Genomic DNA, 24,456 nt, shown 5'->3' on the forward strand with positions numbered 1-24,456 from the left:
GCTGGGCAATTGTCGGCCCGATGGCAGTTCCGCCCATCCGGGGTGGTGACGGTCCGACACCGCCGAGTCGCCTGTGCGAGCCGGGGACCCAGGTACCCGGGGTGAATCCGCGATCCGCGCGGTAGGGCGCCCCCTTCCCGCCCGAACCCGTCAGCTAACCCGGTAGGCGGTATGGGGAAGAAGGAGTTGGGAGCCCGGTGGCACACCATGCCCCGCGGCCACCGTCACCCCGGGCGACGACGCCCGGCCCGGTGACGGCTGCGCCGCGATCCCACTGGTACCGCTGCACCACCGCACTCGCCGCCCTGTCCGCGACCGCCGTCATCCTCACCGGCGGCGCCACGGCGGCCCACGCCGACCCGTCGGTCGACGCCATCGAGCGCCAGATCGACGCGGACTGGAACCGGCTGGAACCACTCATCGAACGGCACAACGCCACCCGGCAGGACCTGGCCGGCAAGCGCCGGGAGGCGGACTCCCTGGCCGCCCGCATAGCTCCCCTCCAGCGCCAGGTCGACGAGGCGATGGCCCAGGTCGGTGCCCTGGCGGCACGGGCGTACATGGGTGACACGGTCGGTGCCGTCAACGCGCTGTTGGGCAGCAGGCGGTCGCCCGGCGAGCTCGTGGAGCAGATCGGCCTGCTCGACCGGTACGCCCACCACCAGCAGCAGGCCGTACGGCAGGCTAGCGCGCTACGCGACGAACTCGCCGCCGCCAAGGCCCGGCTGGACGTGGCCATCGGCGAGTTGATCCGTACGGAGGTCGCCCTCGCGGGGAAGCGACGCCAGATCGACGCCGAGATCGACCGGTTGCAGCGGCTGCGCCTGCGGGCGTACGGCCGGGGTGGTGGCGGCCCGCTGCGACCCGCGCCCTGTCCGGCCGACTATCCGGGCGAGGCGGCCGGGGTGGCGGTGAAGTTCGCCTGCGCCCAGATCGGCAAGCCGTACTCCTGGGGAGCCGAGGGACCTGACGCGTACGACTGCTCCGGTCTGATGCTGGCCGCGTGGGCGCGGGCCGGGGTGGCCCTGCCGCACAACGCGGCCCGGCAGCGTCAGGTGACCCGGTCGGTCGCCCGCAGCGCCCTACGCCCGGGTGACCTGGTCTTCTACTACCGGGATCTGCACCACGTCGGCATGTACGTCGGCGACGGCTGGGTGGTGCACGCCTCCCGCGCCGGTCAGCCGGTGAAGATGAAACGGATGGAGAGCAGCCCCGTCCACAGCTTCGGTCGGCCCGGCTGAGGTCAGCGGGTCGGCCAGGTGCGCCAGTTCTGCCAGGCCCGGCTCGGCGTCGGGCCGCGCTGGCCCTGGTAACGGGAGCCGTAGACGGCCGACCCGTACGGGTGCTCGGCCGGCGAGGAGAGCCGGAAGATGCAGAGCTGACCGATCTTCATGCCGGGCCAGAGGGTGATCGGCAGGTTCGCCACGTTGGACAGCTCCAGCGTGACGTGCCCGGAGAAGCCGGGGTCGATGAAGCCCGCGGTGGAGTGGGTCAGCAGACCCAGCCGACCCAGGCTGGACTTGCCCTCCAGCCGCCCGGCGAGCTGGTCACCCAGGGAGATGACCTCCAGGGTGGAGGCGAGCACGAACTCGCCCGGGTGCAGCACGAAGGGCTCGCCGTCGGGCACCTCAACCGGGGAGGTCAGGTCGTCCTGCCGGGTCGCCGGGTCGATGTGGGTGTAGAGGTGGTTGTTGAAGACCCGGAACAGCTTGTCCAGGCGTACGTCGATGCTGGAGGGCTGCACCAAGGTGGGCTCGAAGGGCTCCAGGGCGAGGGTGCCCGCCTTGATCTCGGAGACCAGGTCGCGGTCGGAGAGCAGCATCGCCACACCATACCGATATGGCTGACCTGCGTGTCGCGCTACCTGTCTAGAACGTATGTTCGATAAGATGTCGGCATGGCTTCCTGGTCCGAATTCGCCGCCGACGAGCCCCGACTCGCCGACGCGATCCGCCTTCTTATGCAGCAGTACGGCCCGGGCTTCGGCTACCTGGCCACGGTCCGCCCCGACGGCGGGCCCCGGGTGCACCCGGTCTCCCCGGTGATCACCGATGACGGTCTCTACTGCTTCGTGATCGACTCGCCGAAGCGGCGTGACCTGGAACGCGACGGGCGCTATGCCCTGCACTCCTTCCCGCCGGAGGAGAGCGACGACGAGGCCTACGTCGCCGGTCGGGCCTGGCCGGTGACGGACGACGCCACCGTGGCCCGCCTGGCGCTTGCCGCCCGCGCCGCGCCGCAGGTCGACTGGCGGCTGTTCGAGTTCACCATCGAGGTGGCGATGCTCAGCCGCCGCGGCCACGCCAACCCGGAGGTGCCCGGCGCGCACGGCGGGGTGCCGGCCGTCCAGGTCTGGCTGGACCCGGCGACCACCGCCCCCCAGGCCCAGCGGCCCGCCTCCCTGGCGGCCCACTCCGCCCGCCGCGCCCGCTGCGCGGCCTGACACCATCCGGTGCCGGCCCCGTCGAACGGGACCGGCACCGGAGGCGGTACGTGCTGAAGGGCTGGCGTCAGGAGGCTCGGTAGGTGTTCCAGGCGCTGATCATGCGGCTGGCCTGGCCCGGCGTGAACTGGTACATGCAGGAGTCGTACGAGTAGTCCATGAAGTTGGTGATCGGGTCGAGGCCCGGGGCGGAGCAGGTGTCCCGACCGGTCGGGCAGCCGCTGGCCGGGGAAGCCTCCGCCGGGGTGTCCGAGACCTGGTCACCCGAGCCGGAGCAGCCACCCTGGAAGGTGTGGTACAGGTTCAGCCAGTGACCGACCTCGTGGGTGCCGGTGTCGCCCTGGTTGTAGTTGGTGGCCGTGCCGCCGGGCAGCGACTCGCTCAGCACCACCACCCCGTCCATGCTGTTCAGCGTGCGCTGCGGGAAGGTCGCCCAACCGAGCAGGTTGTTGCTCAGCGCCCCCAGGTAGATGTTGAGGGTGTTCTTGCCGCCGACCCGCAACTGGGTCTTCATCTGCCGCTCGGCGGTGGTGCCCTGCCGGATCGGGTACCAGGAGGTGTTGGTGACCCGGTTGATGCTCTGCAACTGGAAGGCGAAGGCGGTCGCCGCCCCACCGGACGCCCCGCTGAACGCCTGGTTGAGCACGTTGATCTGAGACTGGATCATCGAGTCGGGGATGTTTCCGCCGGCCCGGGTGGTGTCGCGCCGGATCACGTGCACCACGACCGGGATGGTGACCGACGCGGCGGCGGCCTGGGTGCCGAGGTTACGCTGACCGACCCGCTTGGCCCGCTCCTGGAGCAGGTCGGCGAACTCGGCCTCCCGCTGGAGGACCTGGCTCTTGGTCAACTCGTTCGGGTCGTGCGCGAGGACACCGCCATCACGGACCCGGGCCGCACTGCCCGTCTGGTCGGCGCACTCCTCGTCGGCGTGCGCGTGCGCGTGCCCGGCGGCCATCGCCGGGCTGGCGGAGATGGTGGCGGCCGGCAGCGCGCCGACCGTTACCAGGCCGAGCGTCACGGCCAGCGACGTCGATGCGATACCGGCGAGACGCCGGTGCAGCAGGACGGGACGGAGTCCCATAAGCCCACCTCTTTCTGTCGACGCGACCGGGGGGTTGTGTCGCGCCGTGCGGAAAACGTGAGGCAGACGTTACAACCCATCGATAGATTTGAGAATGGGCATATGTTGCTGGCCTGAAACATCTTGCCGCCCGGAGGGTCGGCCCGGCGGTCGGAGGGCGGATCGGGGTGCCTGGGTGCACCAGGGCAGTCGACTCAGGTACAGTGGTCCCGCTTGCGGGTGTAGTTCAATGGCAGAACATCAGCTTCCCAAGCTGACAGTGCGGGTTCGATTCCCGTCACCCGCTCCACCGTGAAGGCCCTGATCAGGACGCGAGTCCCGGTCAGGGCCTTCAATGTTCCAAGGTCAAGGATCACGCAGCGTGCCATTAGCCCTGCTTCCTGCTGGCCCTGCCCGGGTCGGTCGGCCGCTTCTTGTCCTTCTTGCCGCCGGGCTTGCCCGGCGAGGGGATCCGCCAGCACTGTTAGTTGTGCGTGTGACTAGTCGCGCGTGAGTCCTGGCGGAAGGGCGTCTTCGTCGGTCCCGACCCGGCGGGCGTTGACCAGCGGATTGTCGTGCAGGGCGGTGATCAGTGTGGTGGTCCCGCCGATGTCGGTCCATATGTCGTCCCAGAGGGCGGAGACGAGCCAGGAGTGATCTGCAGGGAAGAACAGATCGGGTAACGAGCCATTGCCGGCGCGCATGTGGCCGGTCCGCCAGGTGAGGGCTTGTTCGGGTCCGGCTTCGACCAGCACATAGGGCCAGTTCCAGTAGAGGGACACCTTCTGCGCGAGGGGGAAGACGACGTTGTGGGCACCCGTGTCCAGATAGCCCAGCCACCAGGGCTGGTCAGGGGTGTGCTGGGTGAGTACGTCGATCACAGCGCGTTCATGGGCTTCGACACTCACGCCGTCGGGCGGGTAGAAGGTGGCGTAGGCGTCGAACACCGGCGGTATCGCTGTAGTGATCGACAAGCCTTCCGTGGTTTTGCCAGCGATCCAGCCGATGTCGCGGGCCGTACCGATCCGCCAGATCCGCCCGTCCTTGGTGACATCCATGGAACCCATCATGATGGGTTCGACCTTGGTCTTGCGGGGTCTCGCGTCCTCGGGCGCGAGGCCCGGTTCCGGTTCGGTCGACATGCCTGCTCCACTCCTCGGCACCCGCCGGGCGCGCCATGGTCGGTATTCACGGGGCAACCCGCTTGACCTTGCGCTTGCTCGGCTTGCGCTGGGCAGCCTTGACCGCCTTTCGATCGCGTCGGCGATGCCCTGGTCGGCCTCCCGGTTGGCGTGCTGGTAGATCAGGGCCGCACGCGGGCTGTCGTGCCCCATCCGCGCCATGATGTCGCGCAGGCTCGCGCTGCGCCAGAGGTTCCGGCCGCTCTGGCGCAGTTTCCTATTCGGCATTAACTTGCCGATCTGGCAAGTATGTGCCAGGGTGGTATGCATGGATGGCGAGATGACACCCGAAGCGGCCCGTGACGCGATACGCTCCGCCGCCGGCGCGTCTCAACGGCTGCGGGCACGAGCGCGCTGGGCCAGCACAAAACTCACCGTCTTCGGGGTTGGCATCGGTCTGGTCACGGCTGCCGTCGGTCTCACCGAGTCGAAGCTGTTGAAGAGTGCCGTCTTCGTGGCGTGGGGGGCCCTGGCCGTAGCCATGACAATGTGGGAACGCCGCCGCCTCGCCCACCTTGCCGGCACACGCCAGCGCATCAGCCCGTACTGGGCTGGCAGCTTTGCCTTCTACGGCGTAGCGCTGGCAGTGGGCACCGACAAGACATCGGGAGACTTGACATACTGGCTGCCTGCCAGCGCAATGGTCGCACTGCCCATGCTCATCGGAGCCTTGCGGGAGCAGCGCGCATGAGCCACGGACGCGACAGTGATGCGGCGCGTACGGGAGGCCTCACCCATCCGCGCCGCGATCTGGACGAGCTGTTGACCCACGCGGTCCGGTTCTCGATCGTCGCCGCGCTCGCTGGCGTTCAGCGCGCTGAGTTCGCCGCGGTACGCGACAGCGTGGAGATCAGCGACGCGATGCTCTCCAAGCAGGTGGCACTGCTGGAGAAAGCGAGCTACGTCCACGTCGAGAAGGGGCGCGTCGGCCGGCGACCGCGTACCTGGCTGGCACTGACCGGCGAAGGGGCAGCGGCGTACGAGAAGCATGTCGCGGCGCTGCGAACCATCGCCGGGCTCGCCGACTGACGCCAGACCAACTACATTGCCGCGACCGGTGCGCGAATGCGTTCCTGCTGAACATCGGCTGGTCGATCCGCTCTAAATCGGGGTGGCTGTGTCCGGTTTCCGTGAGGTGGCCGCCAGCGCGGCAGCGCCGATGGCGGCGGCGGACAGCCCCGCCGCTCCGGCGATGGCGGCCGCCACGTTGGGGCCACTGGCGCGACCACCGTCACCAGTTGCCGGTCCACCCTTCGGCCGCCCGACGAAGTACGGCCGCATCATCTCGTTGTCCTCGTGCTCCAGGATGTGGCAGTGCCACACGTAACGGCCGGGCAGATCGAAGAAAGCCTTGATCCGGGTGATCTCACCCGGCAGGGCGATCACGGTGTCGAGGAAGCCGCTCTCCTGCGCGCTCGGCGGCTGGTTGCCGTCGGCTCCGCGACCGACCACTTGGAACTGGATCTCGTGGACGTGGATAGGGTGCGCGTCCATCGTCCGGTTGTCGAGCTCCCAGATCTCGGTGGAATTGAGTACCGGGTTCTCGGTGATCGGATCGTCCCACCGCAGCGGTACGGCCGTGACGGTGCCGAGCAGGGCCGCGATCGGGCCGCAATCGGTTGAGGAAACCTGCTCGTTGAGCGAGAGCCGGCGGGTGTTGGTCGCCGTGCCCAGGGGCGTGAACTTGGGCAGGCGGAGCTGATCCGGCGGGACGCTCTTGTCCGCACCGATCCGGGGCCCGACGACGAACTTCATCACCTGTCCGGTCGTGTTGACGTCCGCGAACCCGTCGTCGGCAGGCACTCCGGTGAACGGCCCGTCCGGCCCCTCGTTGATGAGGAACAGCTCAGTGCCTGCCGGCACGTCGGTGAAGTCCACGATCACATCCGCCCGCTGGGCATTGCCGAGCAGGATCTGATCGAGCCGCACCGGCTTGGGCAGGAAGCCGCCGTCGGTGCCAATCAGCCACATCGGCAGGGCCACGGCGGCAGGTCGCGGGGCTGTCGGGTTCGCCGCGATCTTCAGGACGAGGAAGCGCGAGTTGCAGCCGTTGAGCAGGCGCAGCCGGTACCGTCGCTTCTCGACCTTGAGCTTCGGCCACGTCCGCCCGTTGACCACCATCGTGTTCGCGAAGAACTCGGGGTTCCAGATCGGCGGCACGTCGCCATTCGGGATGTAGTCGGCCGGATTGGTGCAGTCGCCAGAGAACGCCCGCGTGCCCGGGTAGAAGAGCGACCCGTCCGGGTCGAACGACCGGTCCTGGATGGCCAGCGGGATCTCGTAGTAGCGGGTGCCGGGCTTGTCACCGATCGCGGGGGCGGGACCGGGCAGGACGCCGGGGGGCAGGTCCGACTTGCCGCCCCGGAGAAGGTAGAAGCCGGCCGGGCCTGCGTACACGTTCTGCCGGGTCATGCCCAGGGTGTGATCGTGGAACCACTCGGTGGTCGCTCGCTGGTCGTTGTCGTAGTGGAAGGTGGCGGTCCCCGGCTTCCACTCGATCCCGTGTCGCCGCTCGAACTTCCGCCGGAACTCGTCATAGAAGCTGCCCACCGTCGCGAAGCCGGCGGGGATATTCTTCGCTCTCGGCAGATACCACGCCTCCGGGTACCCATCGCTCTCTTCCCGGCTGTGCCCGCCGTGCAGGTGGACGACCATCGGCACGGGACCGATGTACGGGCCGGGCGTCTCGGTGAACGTGGGCATGGAGTCCCGTCCGGCGATCCCGCCCGGGGGGTTGGCCCAGTGCAGGGTTGGGTCGACCGGCAGCAGGTGCGGCAGGAACTTCCCCCGCTTGTCGACCAGCTGGTTGATCCAAGTCACCCGCACCGGGTGATCCACCCGAGCGTTGATCGTGAACGACGGGAAGCTGAAAGTCCCCTTGTGCACGGCCGAGCCGTAGCCCCAGACCGTCGTGCTTGGCAGACCCGGTGGCAGGACCTGTTGCGAGAACTGCCGCACCCCGATCAGATACTCCTCGATCTTGTGCTTGCCGTGCTTGCGCGCCGGTGGCATGGCTGGCGGGATCAGCAACTCCGTCACGTACTTCTGGATGGTCGTGGGATCGAGTATCGGCTGCGCCAGCCGAATGGGCGCCGCCCATGCCCCACGCGGAGCGACCAGCAGGACTGCGCTGCCGGCACCTGCGATCAGCAACTGCCTTCGCGAGATCACTATGTCTCCTTCATGCCGTTGTGTCCGGGATGGGCATGAAAGCGAATTTAGTACCAGGGGCGGGGCTTCAGGCGAGGAAGCGGACAACCGCTCCGGCTCATCACCCGCAGGTGAGTTTGGGATCCTTGTACCTTTGACCAACGCTGACCCGTCGCACAGGGCGGCGGCCTTGGCTACATGCCTCGCGGAACGACCGACAGCCAGCCAAGCTGACCGTGACTGCTACGTGCCCGACCCCTGCTGTCCGGCCGTCTGCGTGGTAGGACAACGGGATGCTTTCGGACTACCAACAGCAGCTGCGGGCGAAGTTCCTGTCCGCCCCGGTCGTCGCGCCGCCCGAGCCATGGCGGTACCTCGACCAGACGCGGCGCTGTATACCGGTGGGCGGACTGCAAGGGGTGGGTTTCGGTGTTCACCCGGAGACCGACGTCGACCTGTTGATGGTTGTCTCGATGGAGGGCCTCGGCCTGATCGACGCTACAACGGGTGCGAAGGTCGCGCGGGACCGTCACCCTGACCCCGATGACGCGTCACCGTCCGGGCCAGACCTGGCCTGTCCGGGCATCGGCGTGCTTGCGGGCACCCGAGTACGCATCGCCGGGTTGTTCGGCGGCGGCCTGCACGCCACGACCGACGATGGCTGGACCATCGACGTGGTGGCGCCCGAGTGGCCGAACCATCGCGTCCTGCTGTCCGGCGACGGTGGTGCCTGTAACGGCCCACCGGGCACCACCTGGTGGCACGTCTTCCATTCCGACTACTCCGAACTGCGCGCCGCCGGCTTCTCCCCGTCCGGCCGTACCGTGGTGATCGCGACCAGCAGCGACGTGACACTCATCGTCCGCCCCGAGTCCGCCTGACCGCAGATCTGCCGATGATCGCCTACCGAGTGTGACTCTTCCGATGAACACTCAAGCAAGGTTGTGGAGCAGCGGTCAGGCCACCGATTCCGGTGTGAACGGTGTCAGGCAGAACGGATGGCCGGCTGGATCGAGCAGTACCCGCCACCGTGGGTCGGGCTGCTCCGGCAGCGTGGCTCCGAGCGCTACCGCCCGTTCCTCAGCCATCCGGAGATCGTCGGCGGTGAAGTCGAGGTGCACGATCGCCGTTCCCGGCCAGACCGGGGGGACGTAACAGGCGACCTGTTGTGCTACCAGCACAGCGCCGTGAACCTCGATTCCGACGCTGGACTCCTTCGCCCACAACTGGCGGCCTCCAAGCAGTGCCCGGTAGAAGTCGGCAAGCCGCTGAGGGTCGGGACAGTCCAGCGAGATGGCCACCAGCCTCACCGGGTGGAACTCGGTCACAGTGGCACCCTACGGCCTCCGTCACGCATATGCCGGTTCTCGGACATCGGGATCTAGCCCGCGATCAGTGCGGGTAGGGCGTCGCACATCAGTTGGCGGACCCGTGTCGCGCATCAGCAGACGGAGGACAAGCCGGCTGCCGGCGGCTGGCGGGCGATGGGGCGGTTACCCGACGCCGCAGCGGATCCAGCCGAGACACCCCCATCGCGGCACCCATTAGGGGGATGGGCGAAGGCTGGCGGCCACCGCCCCGCGAACTGCTTGTTCGTACTGGTTCCGACGGAACACGAATGGACCGAAATCCCCATAGTCGCGCTGGGGCCGGTAGGGCTGGGAGAAGCCACGCCAGATCACCGATTCCTCAGTGGTAATCACCTGAGCTTCCAGAGGCCAGCAGCCGACCTCGCCGCAGTCGCAACCGAGTAGGGCGATCACGCCTTTCCCGCGGTAGGCCGAGTCCGATCGTCCGGTGAGGTAGGCACTCAGGTCGCCGAAGTTGAAGTGATCGAGAACGATCCCGGCATACGCTCCGGGCACATCGTGACCGGCCGCGTGCTCGAAGCCCGAGACCAAGTCCACCAGGCTCACATTGTCGACATACGGCAATAACTCGCGTGCCGGGTCGGGACCCTGGCCCCACGGACCGACCTCGAATCGAACCTTGCGAATCAACGGCGGAGTTGGCACGAGGCCCAAGTCTGCCGCACGGCCGCCGTGTGGCCGGGTGTTGCTGGGCACCAGGAAGGTGCTACCGGAGTACGCTGACCGGTATGACCAGGGTGAAGAAGCTGTCGATCTCCGTCCCTCAGGATGTGGCTGAGACGTTGGAGCAGCAGGGCCCGGGCAAGGCGAGCGCCTACGTGACCGGCGCCGTGCGCGCCCAGAGGGCGTGGGAGCAGTTCCATGACGAGCAGACTCGCCGCGGGGTGACGGTGACCTCGGAGGGCATGGCCGCCGCCCGCGCCCGCCGGTACGCGGTGCAGGCCGAGTGGCCTGCGGAGCGATTCGCGGCGGTCCGCGAGCGGGTCCGCCAGCACATGGAGCAGGAGCAGGCCGACGGGGACCAGTCGGCGTCGGCCGCGTGACCCCCGAGGACGAACTGCCCCCGGTCACCCTCATGCTGGACCGCTCGGCGCTGCTGGGGTACGTAGCGGGGTCGATCCACGCCGTGGAACCAGTAGGCGAGGTCGTCACCGACCGGCAGCGCTTCGGCGTCACCGCCGTCACCGTGGCTGAAGCCTTGAAGCTGGTGGCCGATTCGAAGGACCGGAAGGACCTCCACGCACTGCTGACGATGGATGCCTGCGCGGTGCTGCCCACGTGGGGCGAGGACTGGTTGGAGCTGTCGTACTGGCTGGGAATGACCAGTCGGGTCGACTTGGCCACGACGGTGCTGGCGTCGCTGGAGCACGGGGCGCAGATTCTGACCGGGGAGGGTCATCGCTACGGCGAGGGCCTGCCGATCAACAACATGCCGAATCTGTGATCGAACCAGTCCCGGCTCTCCATCGACTTCTGCGCCGCCGCCCTGATGGCGGCGCAGGTAGCGCCGCCTTGGGGAGGGCTGACAGAGATTCGCAGATTAGCGGAATCGCGGGTAATGGCGATGCCGGGAGCTTGTGCGAGGGCTGACAGTGCGGGTTCGACTCCCGTCACCCGCTCCACGATCAAGGCTCAGGTCAGGACAACGTTCCTGACCTGAGCCCCAATCGTTCCGATCACTACCTCGGCTTCCGTCGCAGCCTGCAGGTCCGGCCGAAGCTCTCTCCGGCAACGCGAAGCACCTCACTCCCTTGCTGGCCGGCTGACCCGGACTGCACCGCGACGTGAAATCGGCGCCGAGCGCTTCAGGCGGCGTCGCGGTGGGGCCGAAAGGCGATGTCGAGTTCTGCGTCGAGTGCTGCCGCGAGTCTGGCCAGCAGCGGCACGGTGGGTGTGGCACCGCCTGATTCCAGGCGTGACAGCTGGGGCTGCGTCACCCCGGCGCGCTCGGCGAGTTCGCCCTGTGTAAGCCCCAGTTCGGTGCGACGGTCGTGGACCATCTGTCCGAGCAGGAGCGCTGCCCGTGCCTCCTCGTAGGCGGAGTTGTGCTGCTCGGCACCGGTGCGTTCCCAGCGAGAGTGACGTTTCATCATGCCCTTCCGCCTTTCGGTTGTGCTTTATTGCCATTTCCGCTCGAAGATTTCGGTTGCCGGCGCATGTTCCTCATGCCCCAGCTCGCATGTCTGCTGGGCGGCGATGGCCCGCATGACCTCGGCGCGTTCGACCTGGCGGGACTTGCGGAACACGGTCAGCAGTACCACCCGGGTCTGGGGCGCGAGCCAGTAGCTGATCCGGACGGCTGACCTGTCCAGGTGAAACCGCAGTTCGCGTGTTTGCCGCTGAGATGACGCCCGTGACCTCGCGGTCAAGGTCGGTGCCGACTTCGGCGGCCACCCCCTATTCAGCTGACGTGTTGTACCGGTCGAGGGTTGCCTTCGAGGTGGAGGCGTCGCGGAAGATGAGCTCCCATGGGCCGGTGTTGACGTCCATGTCCTTGCCGAATCCGACCCACTTTCCGGCCATCCGTCGACCGGTGGGCTCGGCGAGTAGTTGGATCGCTCCGTGATATCGGGCGCCCCGGTAGTAGCCGGCTGGGTCGGTCTGCTCGACCCAGGTGCCGGTGAGCACGGCACCGTCCACGGTCAGGTCGAGTGACAGAGACGATGACGCCGAGCCGGGCAGGCTGCGCGCGGTCAGCCGGTCGCCGTGCTGGAGCATGACCAGGAAGTGTTGCCCGGCGAAGGAGTCTCCCCGGCCGCTGGAGTAGTACTGGTAGCGACTGAGCCAGACACCTTCGTAGGACCTGTGGACCGTGGATGCTCTGGCGCTTGGCGTCGGCGTGGCCAGGTCGGACATGGGAGAGGTCAGGTCGTGGCCACCGTGTTGATCGTCGGCTACGTGCTCGTTGGGTACGGCGGCGAAGCCGAGTAGCGAGATGGGTAGGCCGGTGACGACCTCCAGCGCGCGGGCGTAGACCGGTCGTGGCGCGGTGATCGCGCCGGACTCCCATCGCTGGACGAGTCTCTTGTTGGCGTCGTTGGGCTCGCCGACGCGGTGGCCGGCGGCCTGAAGGGCGCGGGCGAAGTCGTCCTGGCTCATGCGCATTCCGGTGCGGACGGCGCGCAGGGCGGTGTTCGGGACGGTCATGAGCGCCAACCATAGCGGCATGTCGCCTAAATGTCGCCGGACAAACAGCCAGATTACCGTTATATGGCCTGATCATAGGCGACATTCTGGCGTCGTTCGGTGACGGCGTTTGGCGGCCGAGATTGTCACTGCGCTTTTGCTGACGCTGGGAACCCCGGCGTGTGAGGGGTTATGGGGTGGCTTGCCTGTCGGTAGCGTGGTGATTGCGGCCGATGGGTCGGTGGTCTTCGCCGCGCTACGCGAGGAGGTTCCGGGTGGATTCCTTGCCGGAGTTGACGTTCGGGCAGCGGTTGAAGGTCTACCGGGAGCGGTCCGGGAAGACTCGTGCGGTGCTCGGTGGCCTGGTGGGGCGTAGCGCCGAGTGGGTCAAGGCGGTGGAGACCGATCGGATTCTGCCGCCGCGCATTCACATGCTGGATCGGATCGCGCGTGCCCTGAAGATCGACGTGTCGGTGTTGGCCGTGGAACTGGGTGACCGGTCTGCGACGGTCAACGGGCCGGAGCATCCGGCGCTGGCGTCGGTTCGGGACGCCGTGAACCGCATCCCGCTTACCGGTGACACTTCGGCGGAGTCGTTGGCTGGTCTGAGGGAGAGGCTTGCGGTGGCGTGGCGGGCGCGGCATCAGGCGTCGGATCACCGTACGGTGCTGGGCGGGTTGTTGCCGGGGTTGCTGCGCGACGGGCAGCGGGCCGTGTTGGCGTACGAGGGTGACCAGCGGCGGCAGGCACAGGCCCTGTTGGCGGAGACGCTCGGGCTGGCACAGATGTTCATCGCGTACCAGCCCGCTGCCGAGCTGCTCTGGCGGGTGGCGGATCGGGCGATGGTGGCGGCGCAGGAGTCCGGTGATCCGGAGGCGATCGCGTGTGCGGGGTGGTTCCTGTGTCAGGTGCATCGGGACGCCGGAGACTGGGATACCGCGATGGCGGTGACCCTGGACGTGCTGTCGGCGCTGGAGTCGCGGGCGGCCGATGGAAGCACGAATCTGCTGGCCTTGTGGGGTGCGTTGAACTTCGAAGCCGCGTACACCGCTGCTCGTGCCGGTGAGGAAGGGCGGGCCTGGCGGTACTGGGACCGTGCGGACCAGGTGGCCCAGCGCCTACCGAAAGGCTTCTACCAGCCGCAGACGTCGTTCTCCCAGGTCATCATGGGCGCGCATGCGGTGACCGTGGCGGTGGAGCTGCAGAAATCCGGCGAGGCGGTGCGGCAGGCTGATCGACATGACGCGGCGGCGATCCCGTCGAGGCCGCGTCGGGCACGTCATCTCATCGAGGTCGCGCGGGCGTACTACGGCAAGGACGACAAGGAAGCGACCGTGGCGACGCTGCGGAAGGCGTACGAGTCGGCTCCGGAGACGATCCGCTTCAACGGGTACGCCCGCCAGATCACCCTGGACCTGCTCGACGGGCCGCGTTCCATCCGAGACGACGCCCGTGACCTCGCGGTCAAGGTCGGGCTCGTGCCGTGACCCAGGGGTAGGAACCTTACCCATTCCGCCTCGCCACCGGCCGTAGCTTTCCGCTCACGGGATGCGGCGGGCGGTGCGATCAACGCCTGGCCGCCGCGTCCCCCGCAATCAGAGGGTGGCGGCAACAGCGCCCTCGTGATCGGCGAGGGAGGTTATGTGCGGCGCGTCTCGTACGACGAGTATCTCTCCGCTACCGCGTTGACGTTCGCGCGGCGGCATCGGCCGGTGTGGTCCTGGCAGCACTGGCGGCGCATTTGCCGCTGCGGTGCCGACCTGCCATGCAGTGCCCGGCACCGGATTCCGATCAACCGTGGTCACTGGCCGCAGGAGGGTGAGCAGTGACCGGCGGGCCGGAGCGCCAGATTCTCGCCGTACACGTTCGTGGGCTCGATGGCATGTGTGCGGGTTGCCGGGTGTGGTGGGCGCGGCTGGTGCCGTACCCGTGCTGGCAGGTGGAGTGGGCGACCAGCCGGCAGGCGCGCGCGAGCGTGGCCCGGTTCCTGGAGGGCGTGCGGTGAGCACGCACGGTCCGGTGTTGCCGATCTGGAGCTGTGGTGGCTGTGACCTGCCGTGGCCGTGTCCGACGCGGCGGCGGGAGCTACGGGCGGAGTATGCCGGTGCGCCGGTGTCGCTGGCCCTCTACCTCGGTGTCTGTCTTGTCCAGGCCGCCGAGGACATGCCCTGGGCGCCGGCTGGTGCACTGCACGGACGCTTCATCGGCTGGGCCAGGCAACTACCAGAAGGACAGCAACCGGGCCGACACGCCGGAACGAGATGAGCGTTGGCTCGGTCGACCACCGGACCCCGTAGGTGGCCGACGGTCGATACGCTGCGGCCGTGGGAGCGATCAAACCGTGGCAACTGTTCATTCTCAGCCTGTGCTGCCTGGTGCCGCTCGCCGCGGCGGCGGTCGCCGGCTTCTGGGTTTCGCGACGGGACCGCAAGTAGGGCCGCCCCTCGCCGTACTCTGGTGATCATGCGGATTGGCATCGTGATTCTGCCCGACCAGCGCTGGTCGGTGGCCCGGCACCGCTGGCAGCAGGCCGACGAGTGGGGGTTCGACCACGCCTGGACGTACGACCATCTGGGCTGGCGGGATCTGGTGGACGGGCCCTGGTTCGACTCGATGGCCACGCTGACCGCCGCCGCGACGGTGACCTCCCGGATCCGGCTCGGGACCCTGGTGGCCTCGCCCAACTTCCGACATCCGGCCGCCTTCGCCCGGCAGGTGACGGCGCTCGACGACGTCTCCGAGGGGCGGGTGCTGCTCGGGATCGGCGCGGGCGGCATCGGCTTCGACTCGGCGGTGCTCGGCGGCGAGACCCTGCCGCCACGGCAGCGGGTGGACCGGTTCGGCGAGTTCACCGAGCTGCTCGACGGGATCCTTCGCAACGACGGTACGACCTGGCGCGGCGACTGGTTCGCGGCGGTCGACGCCCGTAACAACCCGGGTTGCGTACAGCAGCCCCGGGTGCCGTTCGTGGTCGCCGCCAACGGGACCCGTTCGATGCGACTGGCCGCTCGGTACGGCCAGGGTTGGGTGACCATCGGCACCGATGATGACGACCTTGATGCCTGGTGGGCGGGGGTGGCCGAGACGGTGGCCCGGTTCGACTCGGTGCTGGCGGAGCAGGGACGTGACCCGGCCGATCTGGACCGCTACCTCTCGTTGGACGCGGCTCCGGTCTTCTCGCTGAGCAGCGCCCAGTTCTTCGCCGACCAGGTCGGGCGGGCGGCCGAGTTGGGCTTCACCGACGTGATCACCCACTGGCCCCGGGAGAGCAGCTGGTACGCCGGTGACGAGGCGATCCTGGCTGATGTTGCCACCCGCCTCCTACCGCAACTGCGGGGCTGAGGACGCCCGGCGGGCCTTCCGGTTGCCCCACCACAGCATCAGCGCGGCCCGGTTGAGGTATGCGACGACGACGGCGATCGCGATCGTGCCGACGACGGCCCAGTACCAGAGTCGTGGACCGACACCGAGCGGTGGGTTCGCGGCGCGGGTGAGACCACCCTGGATCACCCGCTCGGCGACGTCGATCGCGACGACGTCCGCCGGTGCGGTGAGCAGGATGGTCGCGGACTCGGCGCCGCGGTCGAGGGCCAGAACCTGGACGGTGTCGACATTGCCGTACGCCAGTCGTTGCTCCATGTCGAGCGGCCGGTCGAACGCGCCGGGCGCGGTGGGTGCGGGTAGATAGGCGACGACCCGCGCTGATCCGTCGGCCGCCCAGCCCAGCAGCCGGATGGCGGTGACTCCCGAGACAGTGGGCAGTTCCAGCGCGCCGAGGTCGCGGCCGGTGGTCGCGTCGACCTGTCGGAGAGCCCACCTGTCGGCGTCGCGTCGGGTCACCGTCAACGACCGGCCGTCGGTGCTCCACGCACCCTTGCCGGCCAGTTCCGTGTCGGGTGCGAGGGGGAATGCGGCAAGCTGCCGCCCAGCCAGGTCGGTGATGGTCACCGTCCGGTCGGTCTGGAACGCGAGTCGGGTGCCGTCCGGAGTGAACGCGACCGGAGAGATCGATGCCTCGTACTCGTCGGCGAGTCGGATCCGTCGGTTGCCGTCCAACCAGACGAGGCTCAGGACCGTCCGGTAGGCACTGCGCTGTGGGTTGGCCGGCACGGTGTCCCGTACCACCAGCGCCCGTCCGTCTGGCGACCAGGCCGCCGGTTCGGTCTGGAGGCTGTCGGGCACGCCGCTGGTCACCGTACGACTGCGGGTGGTGGTCAGGTCGACGACCCGCACGCCGGAGGTGCGGAAGGCGACCTGGTGGCCGTCGGGCGACAACAGGGTGTCCTCGCCGGCCTGCGCCCCGCTCTCGCCTTTGATGGTCCGGTAGCGGTCGGAATTCGCGCTGACGACCGCGATGTTGCTGCCCTCGCTGGCCCGGATCAACCTGGGGGCCTGACCGGTGAAGATCACCGAGGCAGGCCCGAGTCGCGGCCGGTCGGTGGCGTGCAGGGTGCCGATGGGTGGCAGGCCGACGCGGTCGGGTAGCGCGGCGTCCACGCCGGCCGCCGGGCCGACCGAAGGCGTACGCGCCGACGGCAGCACCGCTGTGATCAGGGCGACCACCACCAGGGCTGCTGCGGCGGTGAGCCGGGTGCGACGCCGACGGCGGCGGACGGTGGCGAGCGCCTGCTCGTAGACCGGGTACGCAGGTACGTCGACGGCGGCGTCGTGCAGCACCTCGCGAAGACGGGCGGTCATCGTGGGCTCCTCTCCACCGTCGCCTCGACCAGTTCGGGGGCGATGGCACGCAGTCGCCGAACCGCGTCGTGGCTGTGCCGTTTCACGGTGCCGACCGAACAGCCGAGTGCCGCTGCGACCTGCGCCTCGGTCAGATCCTCGTAGAACCGCAGCACGACCACGGCCCGCTGGCGCGGGGTGAGCTGGCGCAGCGCGGCGACCACACTCAGCCGCAGCGCGGTCGCCTCGGAGTGATCGTCTTTAGCCACCTCGGGAGGCTGTGACTCCAGCCGTTCGGAGGGCCGCCGTCGACGCCACCAGGAGACCTGCTGGTGGTACATGACCCGCCGCACGTACGCCTCGGGGTCGCCGTCGTGGATCCGCCGCCAGTGCCGATACGAGCTGGCCAGGGCGGTCTGCAACAGATCCTCGGCGAGTTGGTGGTCCCCGGTGAGCAGGTAGGCCGTTCGGGACAGCGCCGGTGAGCGTTGCACCACGAATTCGTGGAACGTGTCGGTCATGCCCACCCCCTCGCCTGGTTAGACGCCAGTTGGGGCGGTGAGGGTTGAGGTCGACGGCGATTGGCTTGCCGACGTGGTCTCCGGTGGCGGGGCTCAGGTGCTCAGGTCGCCGGTGGCGATGCCGCCCTCTCCGGCGCTGACCAGACGGAAGCGGATGCAGACGATCTGGGTGTCGTCGGTGACCGGGGTGCCGACGCGGGCCCAGTAGGCGGCGTGACCGGCCCGCCACTCCTCGATCGAGCGGTCGCCCTCGCCCTCGGCGCGGGCGAAGTCCCAGGGCACCTCGGCGAAGCGGTACATCTGCACATCGGTCACCTGGACGACGCCCACCAGCGCGTCGTGGTCGTCGACGAGGACCAGCCGCTCGCCGACGTGTTCGAGTTCCTCGCCCTCTGTGGCGTACTCGTCGAGCAGGCCGGCGGTCGCGGTCTTCACCCCGTTCAACACCAGGGTGTTGAGGCTGGTTCGCAGCTCACCGGGGGTGCCGAGAGCTAGGGTGCGCAGTCCGCCGATCCGTGGCCACATCCTGCCGAGGTTACCGCCCGACCGGGCGGTCGGGCGGCGGTGTCGCTTCGGCCGTGCCGATGCGGCTGCTTCGACGGTACGGTCGACACCCGATACGAAGGAGATGGCCATGGCGGACCGACGTGCGGTGCTCATTCCGGGCCGTGGCTACGACACCCGGTACCCACTCTTTCTCTACCTGGGTGAGGCGCTGCGGCGGGCCGGTTTCGGACTGGACGGGATCTCCTGGCAGGTGCCGGAGGACTTCGATGTGGACACCATCGGCCGGTGGGTCTGTGACCAGGTGTCCCCGGCCCTGACCGAACGCACGGACCTGCTGGTCGGGAAGTCGCTCGGCACCCTGGCCGCGCCGTTGGCGGCGGCGCGGGGGTTGCCCGCCATCTGGCTCACCCCGCTGCTGCACCGTGGCGAGTTGATCGACGCGCTGCGCCGGGCCACCGCCCCGTTCATCCTGGTCGGGGGTACGGCCGACTCCTCCTGGGACGGCGCGACCGCCCGGCGGCTGACCCCGCACGTGTTGGAGATCCCGGCGGCCGATCACGCGTTGATGGTGCCGGGGCCGCTGGCCCACTCCGCCGAGGCTCTCGGCCGGGTCTGCACGGTCGTCGAGGGCTTCGTCCGCTGAGCAGAGCCGCTTCACCCCGGCAGGGTGGTGAGGGTGTGGATGCGCAGGGCGGTGGCGACGGCGGGTGGGCAGTCGGCGACCACGGCGGAGGTGCCCAGGGGTTCCGCGCCCAGGGTGGTGCAGATGTCGTAGAGGGCCCGCACCTGGGCCCCGGTGGCCACCCAGTCGTCCACCACCAGCACCCGATCACCCGCGCCCAGGTGCCGGCTCGACACCCCCAGGTCGACCCGTCGGCCACGGAAGTCGGGTGGGCTCTGCGCCCAGGTCAGCGGCCCGGCCGGTAGCCGTCCGTCGCCCGGCTTGTGGGCCGGTACGAAACCGACACCCAGGGCGGTGGCGGCCAGTGGGCCGAGCAGGAACCCGGTGACCGCCGGGGCGAGGACCACGGTGGGGCGGGCGGCCCGGAAGGGTGCGACCAGGGCGGGGCCCAGTTCGGCGAGGACCTGGGGGTCCCGCCACCAGCCGGAGACGTCGCTGACCAGGTGACTTGCCTGCGGGCCCGGATCGACCCAGCGGAACAACTCGACGAGACGCTGGCTGAGCTCGGCGGACATCCTTCTATCCTGCGCCGTGGTCGCCTGGGGCGGCGGGCCGCCCGGCCGATCGCGGGTCGGATGATCGGCTTCAGGTATCGCCGCAATTCCGGCTATACCACCATGATCACGTTGACTTCCGAAGTGCTTCTCTCGTTATGGTCCGACCCGATTTGCTCCGCTGAGGAAAGGACCGGGCCGGTGACAGCCAAGCACCCCCGTACCCGCAGGATCACCTCGCCGGCCGGCATCGCGGCCAGCGCGGTGGTGGCCGTCGCCCTCGCTGTCGGCGGCACCGTCGGCGCCGTCCGGTTGACCGCCGGCTCCGAGCCGGTGGCGATCGACCTCCCGCCGACCCCGGCCGCCTCGGCGGCGGCGAGCGGCTCGCCGAGTCCCAGCGCCAGCGCCTCGCCGACGGTGACCGCCAGCCCGACACCGAGCCGTACCGCGCAGGCACCCTCGCGGAGCAAGCCGCGTACCCCCAAGGCGACTCCCAGCACGAAGCCGACCCCCACCGCCAAGAAGACCACCGCCCGGCCGGTGGTGGAGACGGGATCGTGCGGCGCGTCGTTCTACTGGCAGGGCCAGATGACGGCCAACGGCGAGACCTTCAACCCGGCGGAACTGACCGCCGCGCACAAGACCCTGCCGTTCAACTCCAAGGTCAGGGTGACCAATCCGGCCAACGGCAAGTCGGTCACCGTCCGGATCAACGACCGTGGTCCCTTCATCGCCGGTCGATGCCTGGACCTGTCCCGGGCGGCCTTCGCCCAGATAGCATCGCTCGACCTGGGACACATCGAAGTCCGGTACGAGGTGCTCGGCTGAGCCGGTGCCGGACGGCGATCGGCTCTGAGCCGCGATCCTGGTGGACAGATCCTGCTCGTACGAGGGGCCAGGTTCGTGCTTTCGGTCATATCAATCAGGCATGCTGTCGGACGTACGCACGCGACTCCTCCAGCCGGGCCATAGCCCGCTGAGCCCCGGATCCCGCGCCGGCCTCGGCGCGGCCCTCGTTCTGCTCGCGATCGTCTCCACCTTGGAGTTGGCCGACGGCCACGCGGCGAACTATGTCGCCCTGATGGTGGCCGCACCCTTCCTGGCCGCCGCGTTGGCCTCCTGGCGGGTGGTGCTCGGGGTGGGTGCGGTGGCCGCCCTGCTCGGGGCCGGCTTCGCGCTGGCCGAGCGGATGATGTCGCTGCCGGCTGCGGTGGGGGTGGCCGGCATCGTGGTGGGCACCGGCATCGCCGCCGCGGTGGCCTCCGTGCGGGAGCGACAGGACAAGCAGATCGCGGAGTTGTCCAAGCTGGCGATGGTCGCCCAGCAGGCGGTGCTGCGTCCCCTGGGCCCCCGGGTGGGCACCCTGTCGGTGGCCGGGCGCTACATCTCCTCCACCGCCCGGGCGGAGATCGGCGGTGACCTGTACGAGGCGATCGACACCCCGTACGGCGTACGCATGATCATCGGCGACGTACGCGGTAAGGGGCTGGAGGCGGTCCGGCTGGCCAGCATCGTGCTGGGCTCGTACCGTCATGTGGCCTACGAGCGGGCCGATCTGCGGGCCGTGGTGGCGGACCTGGATCGCGCGGTGGCCCGCAATGTCGGCGACGAGGACTTCGTCACCGCGGCCCTGGTGGAGGAGCGTGGCGGCACCCTGACCATCGTCAACTGCGGGCATCCCGCTCCGCTGCTGTTGCGCGGTGGTGCGGTGATCCCGCTGGAACCCCCCGCCCCCGCCCCGCCGTTGGGGTTCATGCCGGTGGTCCGTCCCCGGGTGGAGCGGCTGGAGCCGGGCGACCGGCTGCTGTTGTTCACCGACGGCCTGGGTGAGGCCCGCCGGGACGGCGAGTTCTTCCCGACTGCGGACCGGGCCTGGCGGCTGCTGGGGCACGGGACGGTCGCCGACGGCCTGGCGTCCCTGGAGACCGCCCTCAAGGAGTGGGTGCACGGTCGACTGGACGACGACATCGCGCTGGTGTTGATGGAGTACACGGGCACTTCCAGCGGGGTGACCGCGGTCGTACCGAGCTGGGAGGTCGGTGCGGCCGAGAGCTGACCGGACGGGTGTGTAATTGCCGTCACTTCGGCGAGCGACTTGTCGCTGTCTACCCGCGAGTAATACAGTCGGGGTTACTGATCGGTAACACCTGTCCGGAAGCGGGGCCAGCGGCATGACCCACTACAAGAGCAACCTTCGGGACCTCGAGTTCAACCTGTTCGAGGTGTTCGGGGCGGACCGGGCGTTCGGCCAGGAGCCGTACACCGAACTCGACGTCGACACGGCGCGTACCTTCCTCGCCGAGATGGACCGCCTGGCCCGCGAGGATCTGGCCGCCAGCTACACCGACAGCGACCGCAACCCACCGGTCTTCGACCCGGCCACCCACACCGTGCCGCTGCCGGAGTCGTTCAAGAAGTCGTACCAGGCGTTCATGGACTCCGAGTTCTGGCGGCTGGACCTCCCCGCGGAACTGGACGGCAGCAACGCCCCCCGGATGCTCTGGTGGGCCCTCGCCGAGCTGGTGCTCGGCTCGAACGCCCCGATCTGGATGTACGCCTCCGGCCCGTCCTTCGCGCACGTGCTACGGGTCGAGGGCACCGAGCGGCAGAAGAAGTGGGCCAAGCTCTTCGTCGACAAGCAGTGGGGCTCGACGATGGTGCTCACCGAGCCGGACGCCGGCTCGGACGTGGGCGCCGGCCGGGCCCGGGCCATCCCGCAGCCGGACGGCACCTGGCACATCGAGGGCGTGAAGCGCTTCATCACCTCCGGTGAGCACGACCTGAGCGACAACATCGTCCACTACGTGCTGGCCCGCCCGGTCGGCGTGGAGGGCGTGGGCGGCCCCGGCACCAAGGGCCTGTCGCTGTTCGTCGTGCCGAAGTACCACTTCGACGAGGAGACCGGCGAGCTGGGCGAGCGCAACGGCGTCTACGCCACCAACGTCGAGCACAAGATGGGCCTGAAGGTCTCCAACACCTGCGAGCTGACCTTCGGCGAGCACGGCGTGCCCGCCAAGGGCTGGCTGATGGGCGACAAGCACGACGGCATCCGGCAGATGTTCATGATCATCGAGTACGCCCGGATGCTGGTCGGTACCAAGGCGATCGCCACCCTCTCCACCGGCTACCTGAACGCCCTGGAGTACGCCAAGAACCGGGTGCAGGGCGCCGACCTGCTCCAGTCGACGGACAAGACCGCCCCCCGGGTGACCATCACCCACCACCCCGACGTACGCCGCTCGCTGCTGCTCCAGAAGTCGTACGCCGAGGGTCTGCGGGCCCTGGTCTGCTACACCGCCTCCTGGCAGGACAAGGTCGCCATCGCCGAGGCGGCCGGTGACGAGAAGGCCACCAAGCTGGCCAAGCGGGTCAACGACCTGCTGCTGCCCCTGGTCAAGGGGGTCGGCTCGGAGCGGGCGTACGAGCTGCTCGGGCACGAGTCCCTGCAGACCTTCGGTGGCTCCGGCTTCCTCCAGGACTACCCCCTGGAGCAGTACGTCCGGGACGCCAAGATCGACACCCTGTACGAGGGCACCACGGCGATCCAGAGCCTCGACCTGATCTTCCGGAAGATCGTCCGGGACAACGGCAAGGCCCTGATGGCGGTGGCCGCCGAGATCCAGGAGTTCATCACCACCGAGGGCGGCAACGGCCAGCTCAAGCAGGAGCGCCAGGCGCTCGGCAAGGCACTCGCCGAGATCCAGAACATCCTCGGCGTGCTGACCGGCTGGCTGGGTGAGGCGCAGGGTGGCGACACCCGCGCCCTCTACAAGGTCGGGCTCGCCAGCCGGCGGTTCCTGCTGGCGATCGGCGACCTGGTGGTCGGCTGGCTGCTCCAGAAGCAGGCGGACGTGGCGTTGAAGGCGCTGGCCGGGGAGGTCTCGGCGGCGGACAAGGCGTTCTACACCGGCAAGGTGGCCGCCGCCCGGTTCTTCTCCCGGGAGGTGCTGCCGCGTATCGGTGCCGACCGGCGGATCATCGAGGGCACCGACCTGGACATCATGGACCTCCCGGAGGAGATCTTCTGATCTGCGGGTAACGGCTCGGACGGCCGGTGGGCGTACTGCCCGCCGGCCGTCGGCGTTCCGGTACCGGTTCGATCGCCCGGCCACCCCATGCCCGTCGATGGCCGGCAGCGAAGATGCGACCTGTTCGTCTGATTCATCCCCCCGGTGGGCTGGGGTGTTCGCCCGGCGCGGCGCGGGTAACCCCGGCTCGGACGGGTAACCATCGCGGGCCAGTCAAGTACGCCCAGAGCAACCGCACGGGGGAGTGCCGCGCACATGGGCATTGGTAGTGGGATCTTCCTGATCGCCATCGGTGCGATCCTGACCTTCGCCATCCGGGCAAACGTCTGGTGGGTCGACCTGCGCGCGGTCGGTTGGGTGTTCATCCTGGCCGGCCTGGGCGTCCTGCTCACCACACTCTGGTTCTGGCAGGACCGCCGCAAGCGGGCCAGGACGCTGATCGTGGAGGAGAACCGGCTGTCTCATCCGACCGCGATGATGCCGCCCCCTCCCGATCCGCCGCCGCCCACCGCGCCACCGAGCTGAGGTGACCGAGGCGCTGAGTCAGCGGAGCCGACCATCCGGCCCGCTGACTCGGCGCCTTCGTGTTCAGCCTCGGGCGGTGTGTCGGGCGCTGATCGCGGCCGTACCCGGCGCCAGGTCCGCCCAGGGCAGGGTGGTCCGGTGCACCACCAGGTCGCTGGTGCGCAGCCCGTCCGGATCGGCGCCCTGCGGGTCGAGCAACCCCGACAGCAGGGAGATGCCCGGGTTGTGGGCGATCAGCAGCACCGTGCCAGCCCTCGGCTCGACTCCGCGTACCAGTCTCAACAGGTCCAGCGGGTGCGCCTCGTACGCCTCCGGTTCGTAACGGACCGCCGGCACCGGACCGGTCGGGCCACCCTCCGGGGGCGACCCGGTCAGGCCCGTCTGCACCCCGTGCCAGGTCTGCCGGGTCCGCAGCGCCGCCGAGCAGAGCACCACCTCCGGCAGCAGCCCGTGCCGGGCCAGCCAGACACCGGCCGCTCTGGCGTCGGCACGTCCCCGGGCGGACAGCGGGCGCTGCACGTCCAGATCATCCGTGGTGGGTGGTTCCGCCTGGGCGTGTCGCAGCAGCACCAGAGTGCGTTCCTGCGCCGGGACGTCCCTCATGGCCCCAGCTTGCCCGATTGGCGATCTCCGTGCCGGGGTAAGTCAGGCGTGCCGCAACCTCATCGATGGCCGCGGCGAAGTGGAAT

Annotated in this window: 28 protein-coding genes, 1 tRNA gene, 1 pseudogene and 1 riboswitch; of the genes and pseudogenes, 16 read left to right on the forward strand and 14 right to left on the reverse strand. The window is 69.1% G+C overall.

Features of this window, described 5'->3' with window-relative positions:
• Positions 1-50: 50 nt before the first annotated feature.
• Positions 51-184: riboswitch (cyclic di-AMP (ydaO/yuaA leader) on the forward strand.
• A 67-nt stretch (positions 185-251) separates the two neighbouring features.
• Positions 252-1,241 carry an NlpC/P60 family protein gene (locus ACLQ2T_RS00290; protein WP_425763957.1) on the forward strand — a complete coding sequence of 330 codons (990 nt, stop codon included), beginning with the start codon at positions 252-254 and terminating at the stop codon, positions 1,239-1,241.
• Between the two features lie 2 nt (positions 1,242-1,243).
• Here the strand turns inward: ACLQ2T_RS00290 and dcd are convergent, their stop codons facing one another.
• Complete coding sequence (gene dcd / locus ACLQ2T_RS00295; protein ID WP_013730777.1) at positions 1,244-1,822, reverse strand: dCTP deaminase; 579 nt, start codon at positions 1,820-1,822, stop codon at positions 1,244-1,246.
• Positions 1,823-1,897: 75 nt separating this feature from the next.
• On the opposite strand from dcd, the gene ACLQ2T_RS00300 reads away from it, so the two are divergent.
• Positions 1,898-2,443, forward strand: a complete 546-nt coding sequence (locus tag ACLQ2T_RS00300; RefSeq protein ID WP_425763958.1) for a pyridoxamine 5'-phosphate oxidase family protein — start codon at positions 1,898-1,900, stop codon at positions 2,441-2,443.
• 67 nt (positions 2,444-2,510) lie between these two features.
• On the opposite strand, the gene ACLQ2T_RS00305 is transcribed toward ACLQ2T_RS00300, so the two are convergent.
• A complete protein-coding gene (locus ACLQ2T_RS00305; protein ID WP_425763959.1) occupies positions 2,511-3,527 on the reverse strand; it encodes a zinc metalloprotease in 1,017 nt (338 codons plus the stop codon).
• A 215-nt stretch (positions 3,528-3,742) separates the two neighbouring features.
• Between ACLQ2T_RS00305 and ACLQ2T_RS00310 the strand changes: the two genes are divergently transcribed.
• Positions 3,743-3,816: transfer RNA gene (locus tag ACLQ2T_RS00310), tRNA-Gly, on the forward strand.
• Between the two features lie 190 nt (positions 3,817-4,006).
• Here ACLQ2T_RS00310 and ACLQ2T_RS00315 read toward each other — a convergent pair.
• Positions 4,007-4,957 (reverse strand): hypothetical protein, encoded by a 951-nt coding sequence (locus ACLQ2T_RS00315; RefSeq protein WP_425763960.1) that lies wholly within the window; start codon positions 4,955-4,957, stop codon positions 4,007-4,009.
• On the opposite strand from ACLQ2T_RS00315, the gene ACLQ2T_RS00320 reads away from it, so the two are divergent.
• Both ACLQ2T_RS00320 and ACLQ2T_RS00325 read left to right on the forward strand, forming a co-directional pair.
• Positions 4,956-5,378, forward strand: a complete 423-nt coding sequence (locus tag ACLQ2T_RS00320) for a hypothetical protein (protein ID WP_425763961.1) — start codon at positions 4,956-4,958, stop codon at positions 5,376-5,378. The two genes, ACLQ2T_RS00315 and ACLQ2T_RS00320, sit on opposite strands and share 2 nt — an antisense overlap.
• Positions 5,375-5,716 carry a winged helix-turn-helix domain-containing protein gene (locus tag ACLQ2T_RS00325; RefSeq protein WP_425763962.1) on the forward strand — a complete coding sequence of 114 codons (342 nt, stop codon included), beginning with the start codon at positions 5,375-5,377 and terminating at the stop codon, positions 5,714-5,716. The genes ACLQ2T_RS00320 and ACLQ2T_RS00325 overlap by 4 nt, the downstream gene beginning before the upstream one ends.
• 72 nt (positions 5,717-5,788) lie before the next feature.
• Here the strand turns inward: ACLQ2T_RS00325 and ACLQ2T_RS00330 are convergent, their stop codons facing one another.
• Positions 5,789-7,858: a multicopper oxidase family protein gene (locus tag ACLQ2T_RS00330; protein ID WP_425763963.1), complete on the reverse strand. Its 2,070-nt coding sequence runs from the start codon at positions 7,856-7,858 to the stop codon at positions 5,789-5,791.
• 272 nt (positions 7,859-8,130) lie between these two features.
• On the opposite strand from ACLQ2T_RS00330, the gene ACLQ2T_RS00335 reads away from it, so the two are divergent.
• Entirely contained in the window at positions 8,131-8,718 is a 588-nt protein-coding gene (locus ACLQ2T_RS00335; protein ID WP_425763964.1) for a hypothetical protein, read from the forward strand.
• Between the two features lie 75 nt (positions 8,719-8,793).
• Here ACLQ2T_RS00335 and ACLQ2T_RS00340 read toward each other — a convergent pair whose 3' ends face one another.
• Both ACLQ2T_RS00340 and ACLQ2T_RS00345 read right to left on the reverse strand, forming a co-directional pair.
• Positions 8,794-9,165, reverse strand: a complete 372-nt coding sequence (locus ACLQ2T_RS00340) for a VOC family protein (RefSeq protein WP_425763965.1) — start codon at positions 9,163-9,165, stop codon at positions 8,794-8,796.
• 216 nt (positions 9,166-9,381) lie between these two features.
• Positions 9,382-9,903: a hypothetical protein gene (locus tag ACLQ2T_RS00345; protein WP_425763966.1), complete on the reverse strand. Its 522-nt coding sequence runs from the start codon at positions 9,901-9,903 to the stop codon at positions 9,382-9,384.
• A 32-nt stretch (positions 9,904-9,935) separates the two neighbouring features.
• On the opposite strand from ACLQ2T_RS00345, the gene ACLQ2T_RS00350 reads away from it, so the two are divergent.
• Both ACLQ2T_RS00350 and ACLQ2T_RS00355 read left to right on the forward strand, forming a co-directional pair.
• Positions 9,936-10,250, forward strand: a complete 315-nt coding sequence (locus ACLQ2T_RS00350) for a hypothetical protein (protein WP_425763967.1) — start codon at positions 9,936-9,938, stop codon at positions 10,248-10,250.
• Between the two features lie 32 nt (positions 10,251-10,282).
• A complete protein-coding gene (locus ACLQ2T_RS00355; protein ID WP_425764398.1) occupies positions 10,283-10,651 on the forward strand; it encodes a hypothetical protein in 369 nt (122 codons plus the stop codon).
• A gap of 361 nt (positions 10,652-11,012) precedes the next feature.
• On the opposite strand, the gene ACLQ2T_RS00360 is transcribed toward ACLQ2T_RS00355, so the two are convergent.
• The 3 genes from ACLQ2T_RS00360 to ACLQ2T_RS00370 form a co-directional block, all read right to left on the reverse strand.
• Positions 11,013-11,300, reverse strand: coding sequence for a helix-turn-helix domain-containing protein (locus ACLQ2T_RS00360; RefSeq protein ID WP_425763968.1), 288 nt, complete (start codon positions 11,298-11,300; stop codon positions 11,013-11,015).
• A 24-nt stretch (positions 11,301-11,324) separates the two neighbouring features.
• Complete coding sequence (locus ACLQ2T_RS00365) at positions 11,325-11,468, reverse strand: hypothetical protein (RefSeq protein WP_425763969.1); 144 nt, start codon at positions 11,466-11,468, stop codon at positions 11,325-11,327.
• A gap of 136 nt (positions 11,469-11,604) precedes the next feature.
• Positions 11,605-12,363 (reverse strand): helix-turn-helix domain-containing protein, encoded by a 759-nt coding sequence (locus tag ACLQ2T_RS00370; protein WP_425764399.1) that lies wholly within the window; start codon positions 12,361-12,363, stop codon positions 11,605-11,607.
• Positions 12,364-12,608: 245 nt separating this feature from the next.
• Here ACLQ2T_RS00370 and ACLQ2T_RS00375 point away from each other — a divergent pair, with 245 nt between their 5' ends.
• The 3 genes and pseudogenes from ACLQ2T_RS00375 to ACLQ2T_RS00385 all read left to right on the forward strand — a co-directional run bounded on the left by ACLQ2T_RS00375 (position 12,609) and on the right by ACLQ2T_RS00385 (position 15,675).
• Positions 12,609-13,820: a helix-turn-helix domain-containing protein gene (locus tag ACLQ2T_RS00375; protein ID WP_425763970.1), complete on the forward strand. Its 1,212-nt coding sequence runs from the start codon at positions 12,609-12,611 to the stop codon at positions 13,818-13,820.
• Between the two features lie 107 nt (positions 13,821-13,927).
• A pseudogene (locus tag ACLQ2T_RS00380) lies at positions 13,928-14,338 on the forward strand (hypothetical protein).
• A gap of 452 nt (positions 14,339-14,790) precedes the next feature.
• Positions 14,791-15,675 carry an LLM class flavin-dependent oxidoreductase gene (locus tag ACLQ2T_RS00385; protein ID WP_425763971.1) on the forward strand — a complete coding sequence of 295 codons (885 nt, stop codon included), beginning with the start codon at positions 14,791-14,793 and terminating at the stop codon, positions 15,673-15,675.
• Here ACLQ2T_RS00385 and ACLQ2T_RS00390 read toward each other — a convergent pair.
• The 3 genes from ACLQ2T_RS00390 to ACLQ2T_RS00400 form a co-directional block, all read right to left on the reverse strand.
• A complete protein-coding gene (locus tag ACLQ2T_RS00390; RefSeq protein ID WP_425763972.1) occupies positions 15,655-17,031 on the reverse strand; it encodes a TolB family protein in 1,377 nt (458 codons plus the stop codon). The two genes, ACLQ2T_RS00385 and ACLQ2T_RS00390, sit on opposite strands and share 21 nt — an antisense overlap.
• Complete coding sequence (locus tag ACLQ2T_RS00395) at positions 17,028-17,531, reverse strand: SigE family RNA polymerase sigma factor (RefSeq protein ID WP_425763973.1); 504 nt, start codon at positions 17,529-17,531, stop codon at positions 17,028-17,030. The genes ACLQ2T_RS00390 and ACLQ2T_RS00395 overlap by 4 nt, the downstream gene beginning before the upstream one ends.
• Positions 17,532-17,624: 93 nt before the next feature.
• Complete coding sequence (locus ACLQ2T_RS00400; RefSeq protein ID WP_425763974.1) at positions 17,625-18,056, reverse strand: ASCH domain-containing protein; 432 nt, start codon at positions 18,054-18,056, stop codon at positions 17,625-17,627.
• A 109-nt stretch (positions 18,057-18,165) separates the two neighbouring features.
• On the opposite strand from ACLQ2T_RS00400, the gene ACLQ2T_RS00405 reads away from it, so the two are divergent.
• Positions 18,166-18,681 carry an alpha/beta hydrolase gene (locus ACLQ2T_RS00405; RefSeq protein WP_425763975.1) on the forward strand — a complete coding sequence of 172 codons (516 nt, stop codon included), beginning with the start codon at positions 18,166-18,168 and terminating at the stop codon, positions 18,679-18,681.
• Positions 18,682-18,692: 11 nt separating this feature from the next.
• Here the strand turns inward: ACLQ2T_RS00405 and ACLQ2T_RS00410 are convergent, their stop codons facing one another.
• Positions 18,693-19,235, reverse strand: coding sequence for a phosphoribosyltransferase (locus ACLQ2T_RS00410; protein ID WP_425763976.1), 543 nt, complete (start codon positions 19,233-19,235; stop codon positions 18,693-18,695).
• Positions 19,236-19,415: 180 nt separating this feature from the next.
• On the opposite strand from ACLQ2T_RS00410, the gene ACLQ2T_RS00415 reads away from it, so the two are divergent.
• From ACLQ2T_RS00415 to ACLQ2T_RS00430, 4 genes are all read left to right on the forward strand, one after another.
• Positions 19,416-20,042, forward strand: a complete 627-nt coding sequence (locus ACLQ2T_RS00415) for a septal ring lytic transglycosylase RlpA family protein (protein ID WP_425763977.1) — start codon at positions 19,416-19,418, stop codon at positions 20,040-20,042.
• A 100-nt stretch (positions 20,043-20,142) separates the two neighbouring features.
• Positions 20,143-21,270, forward strand: coding sequence for a PP2C family protein-serine/threonine phosphatase (locus ACLQ2T_RS00420; RefSeq protein ID WP_425763978.1), 1,128 nt, complete (start codon positions 20,143-20,145; stop codon positions 21,268-21,270).
• Between the two features lie 115 nt (positions 21,271-21,385).
• Complete coding sequence (locus tag ACLQ2T_RS00425) at positions 21,386-23,242, forward strand: acyl-CoA dehydrogenase (protein WP_425763979.1); 1,857 nt, start codon at positions 21,386-21,388, stop codon at positions 23,240-23,242.
• A 255-nt stretch (positions 23,243-23,497) separates the two neighbouring features.
• On the forward strand, positions 23,498-23,767 hold the full coding sequence (locus ACLQ2T_RS00430) for a DUF6458 family protein (protein WP_013730795.1): 270 nt from the start codon (positions 23,498-23,500) through the stop codon (positions 23,765-23,767).
• A 63-nt stretch (positions 23,768-23,830) separates the two neighbouring features.
• Here the strand turns inward: ACLQ2T_RS00430 and ACLQ2T_RS00435 are convergent, their stop codons facing one another.
• Positions 23,831-24,370: a SixA phosphatase family protein gene (locus tag ACLQ2T_RS00435; RefSeq protein ID WP_425763980.1), complete on the reverse strand. Its 540-nt coding sequence runs from the start codon at positions 24,368-24,370 to the stop codon at positions 23,831-23,833.
• Positions 24,371-24,456: the final 86 nt, after the last annotated feature.

The organism is Micromonospora sp. DT229 (assembly GCF_049844505.1).
Classification (GTDB): domain Bacteria; phylum Actinomycetota; class Actinomycetes; order Mycobacteriales; family Micromonosporaceae; genus Micromonospora.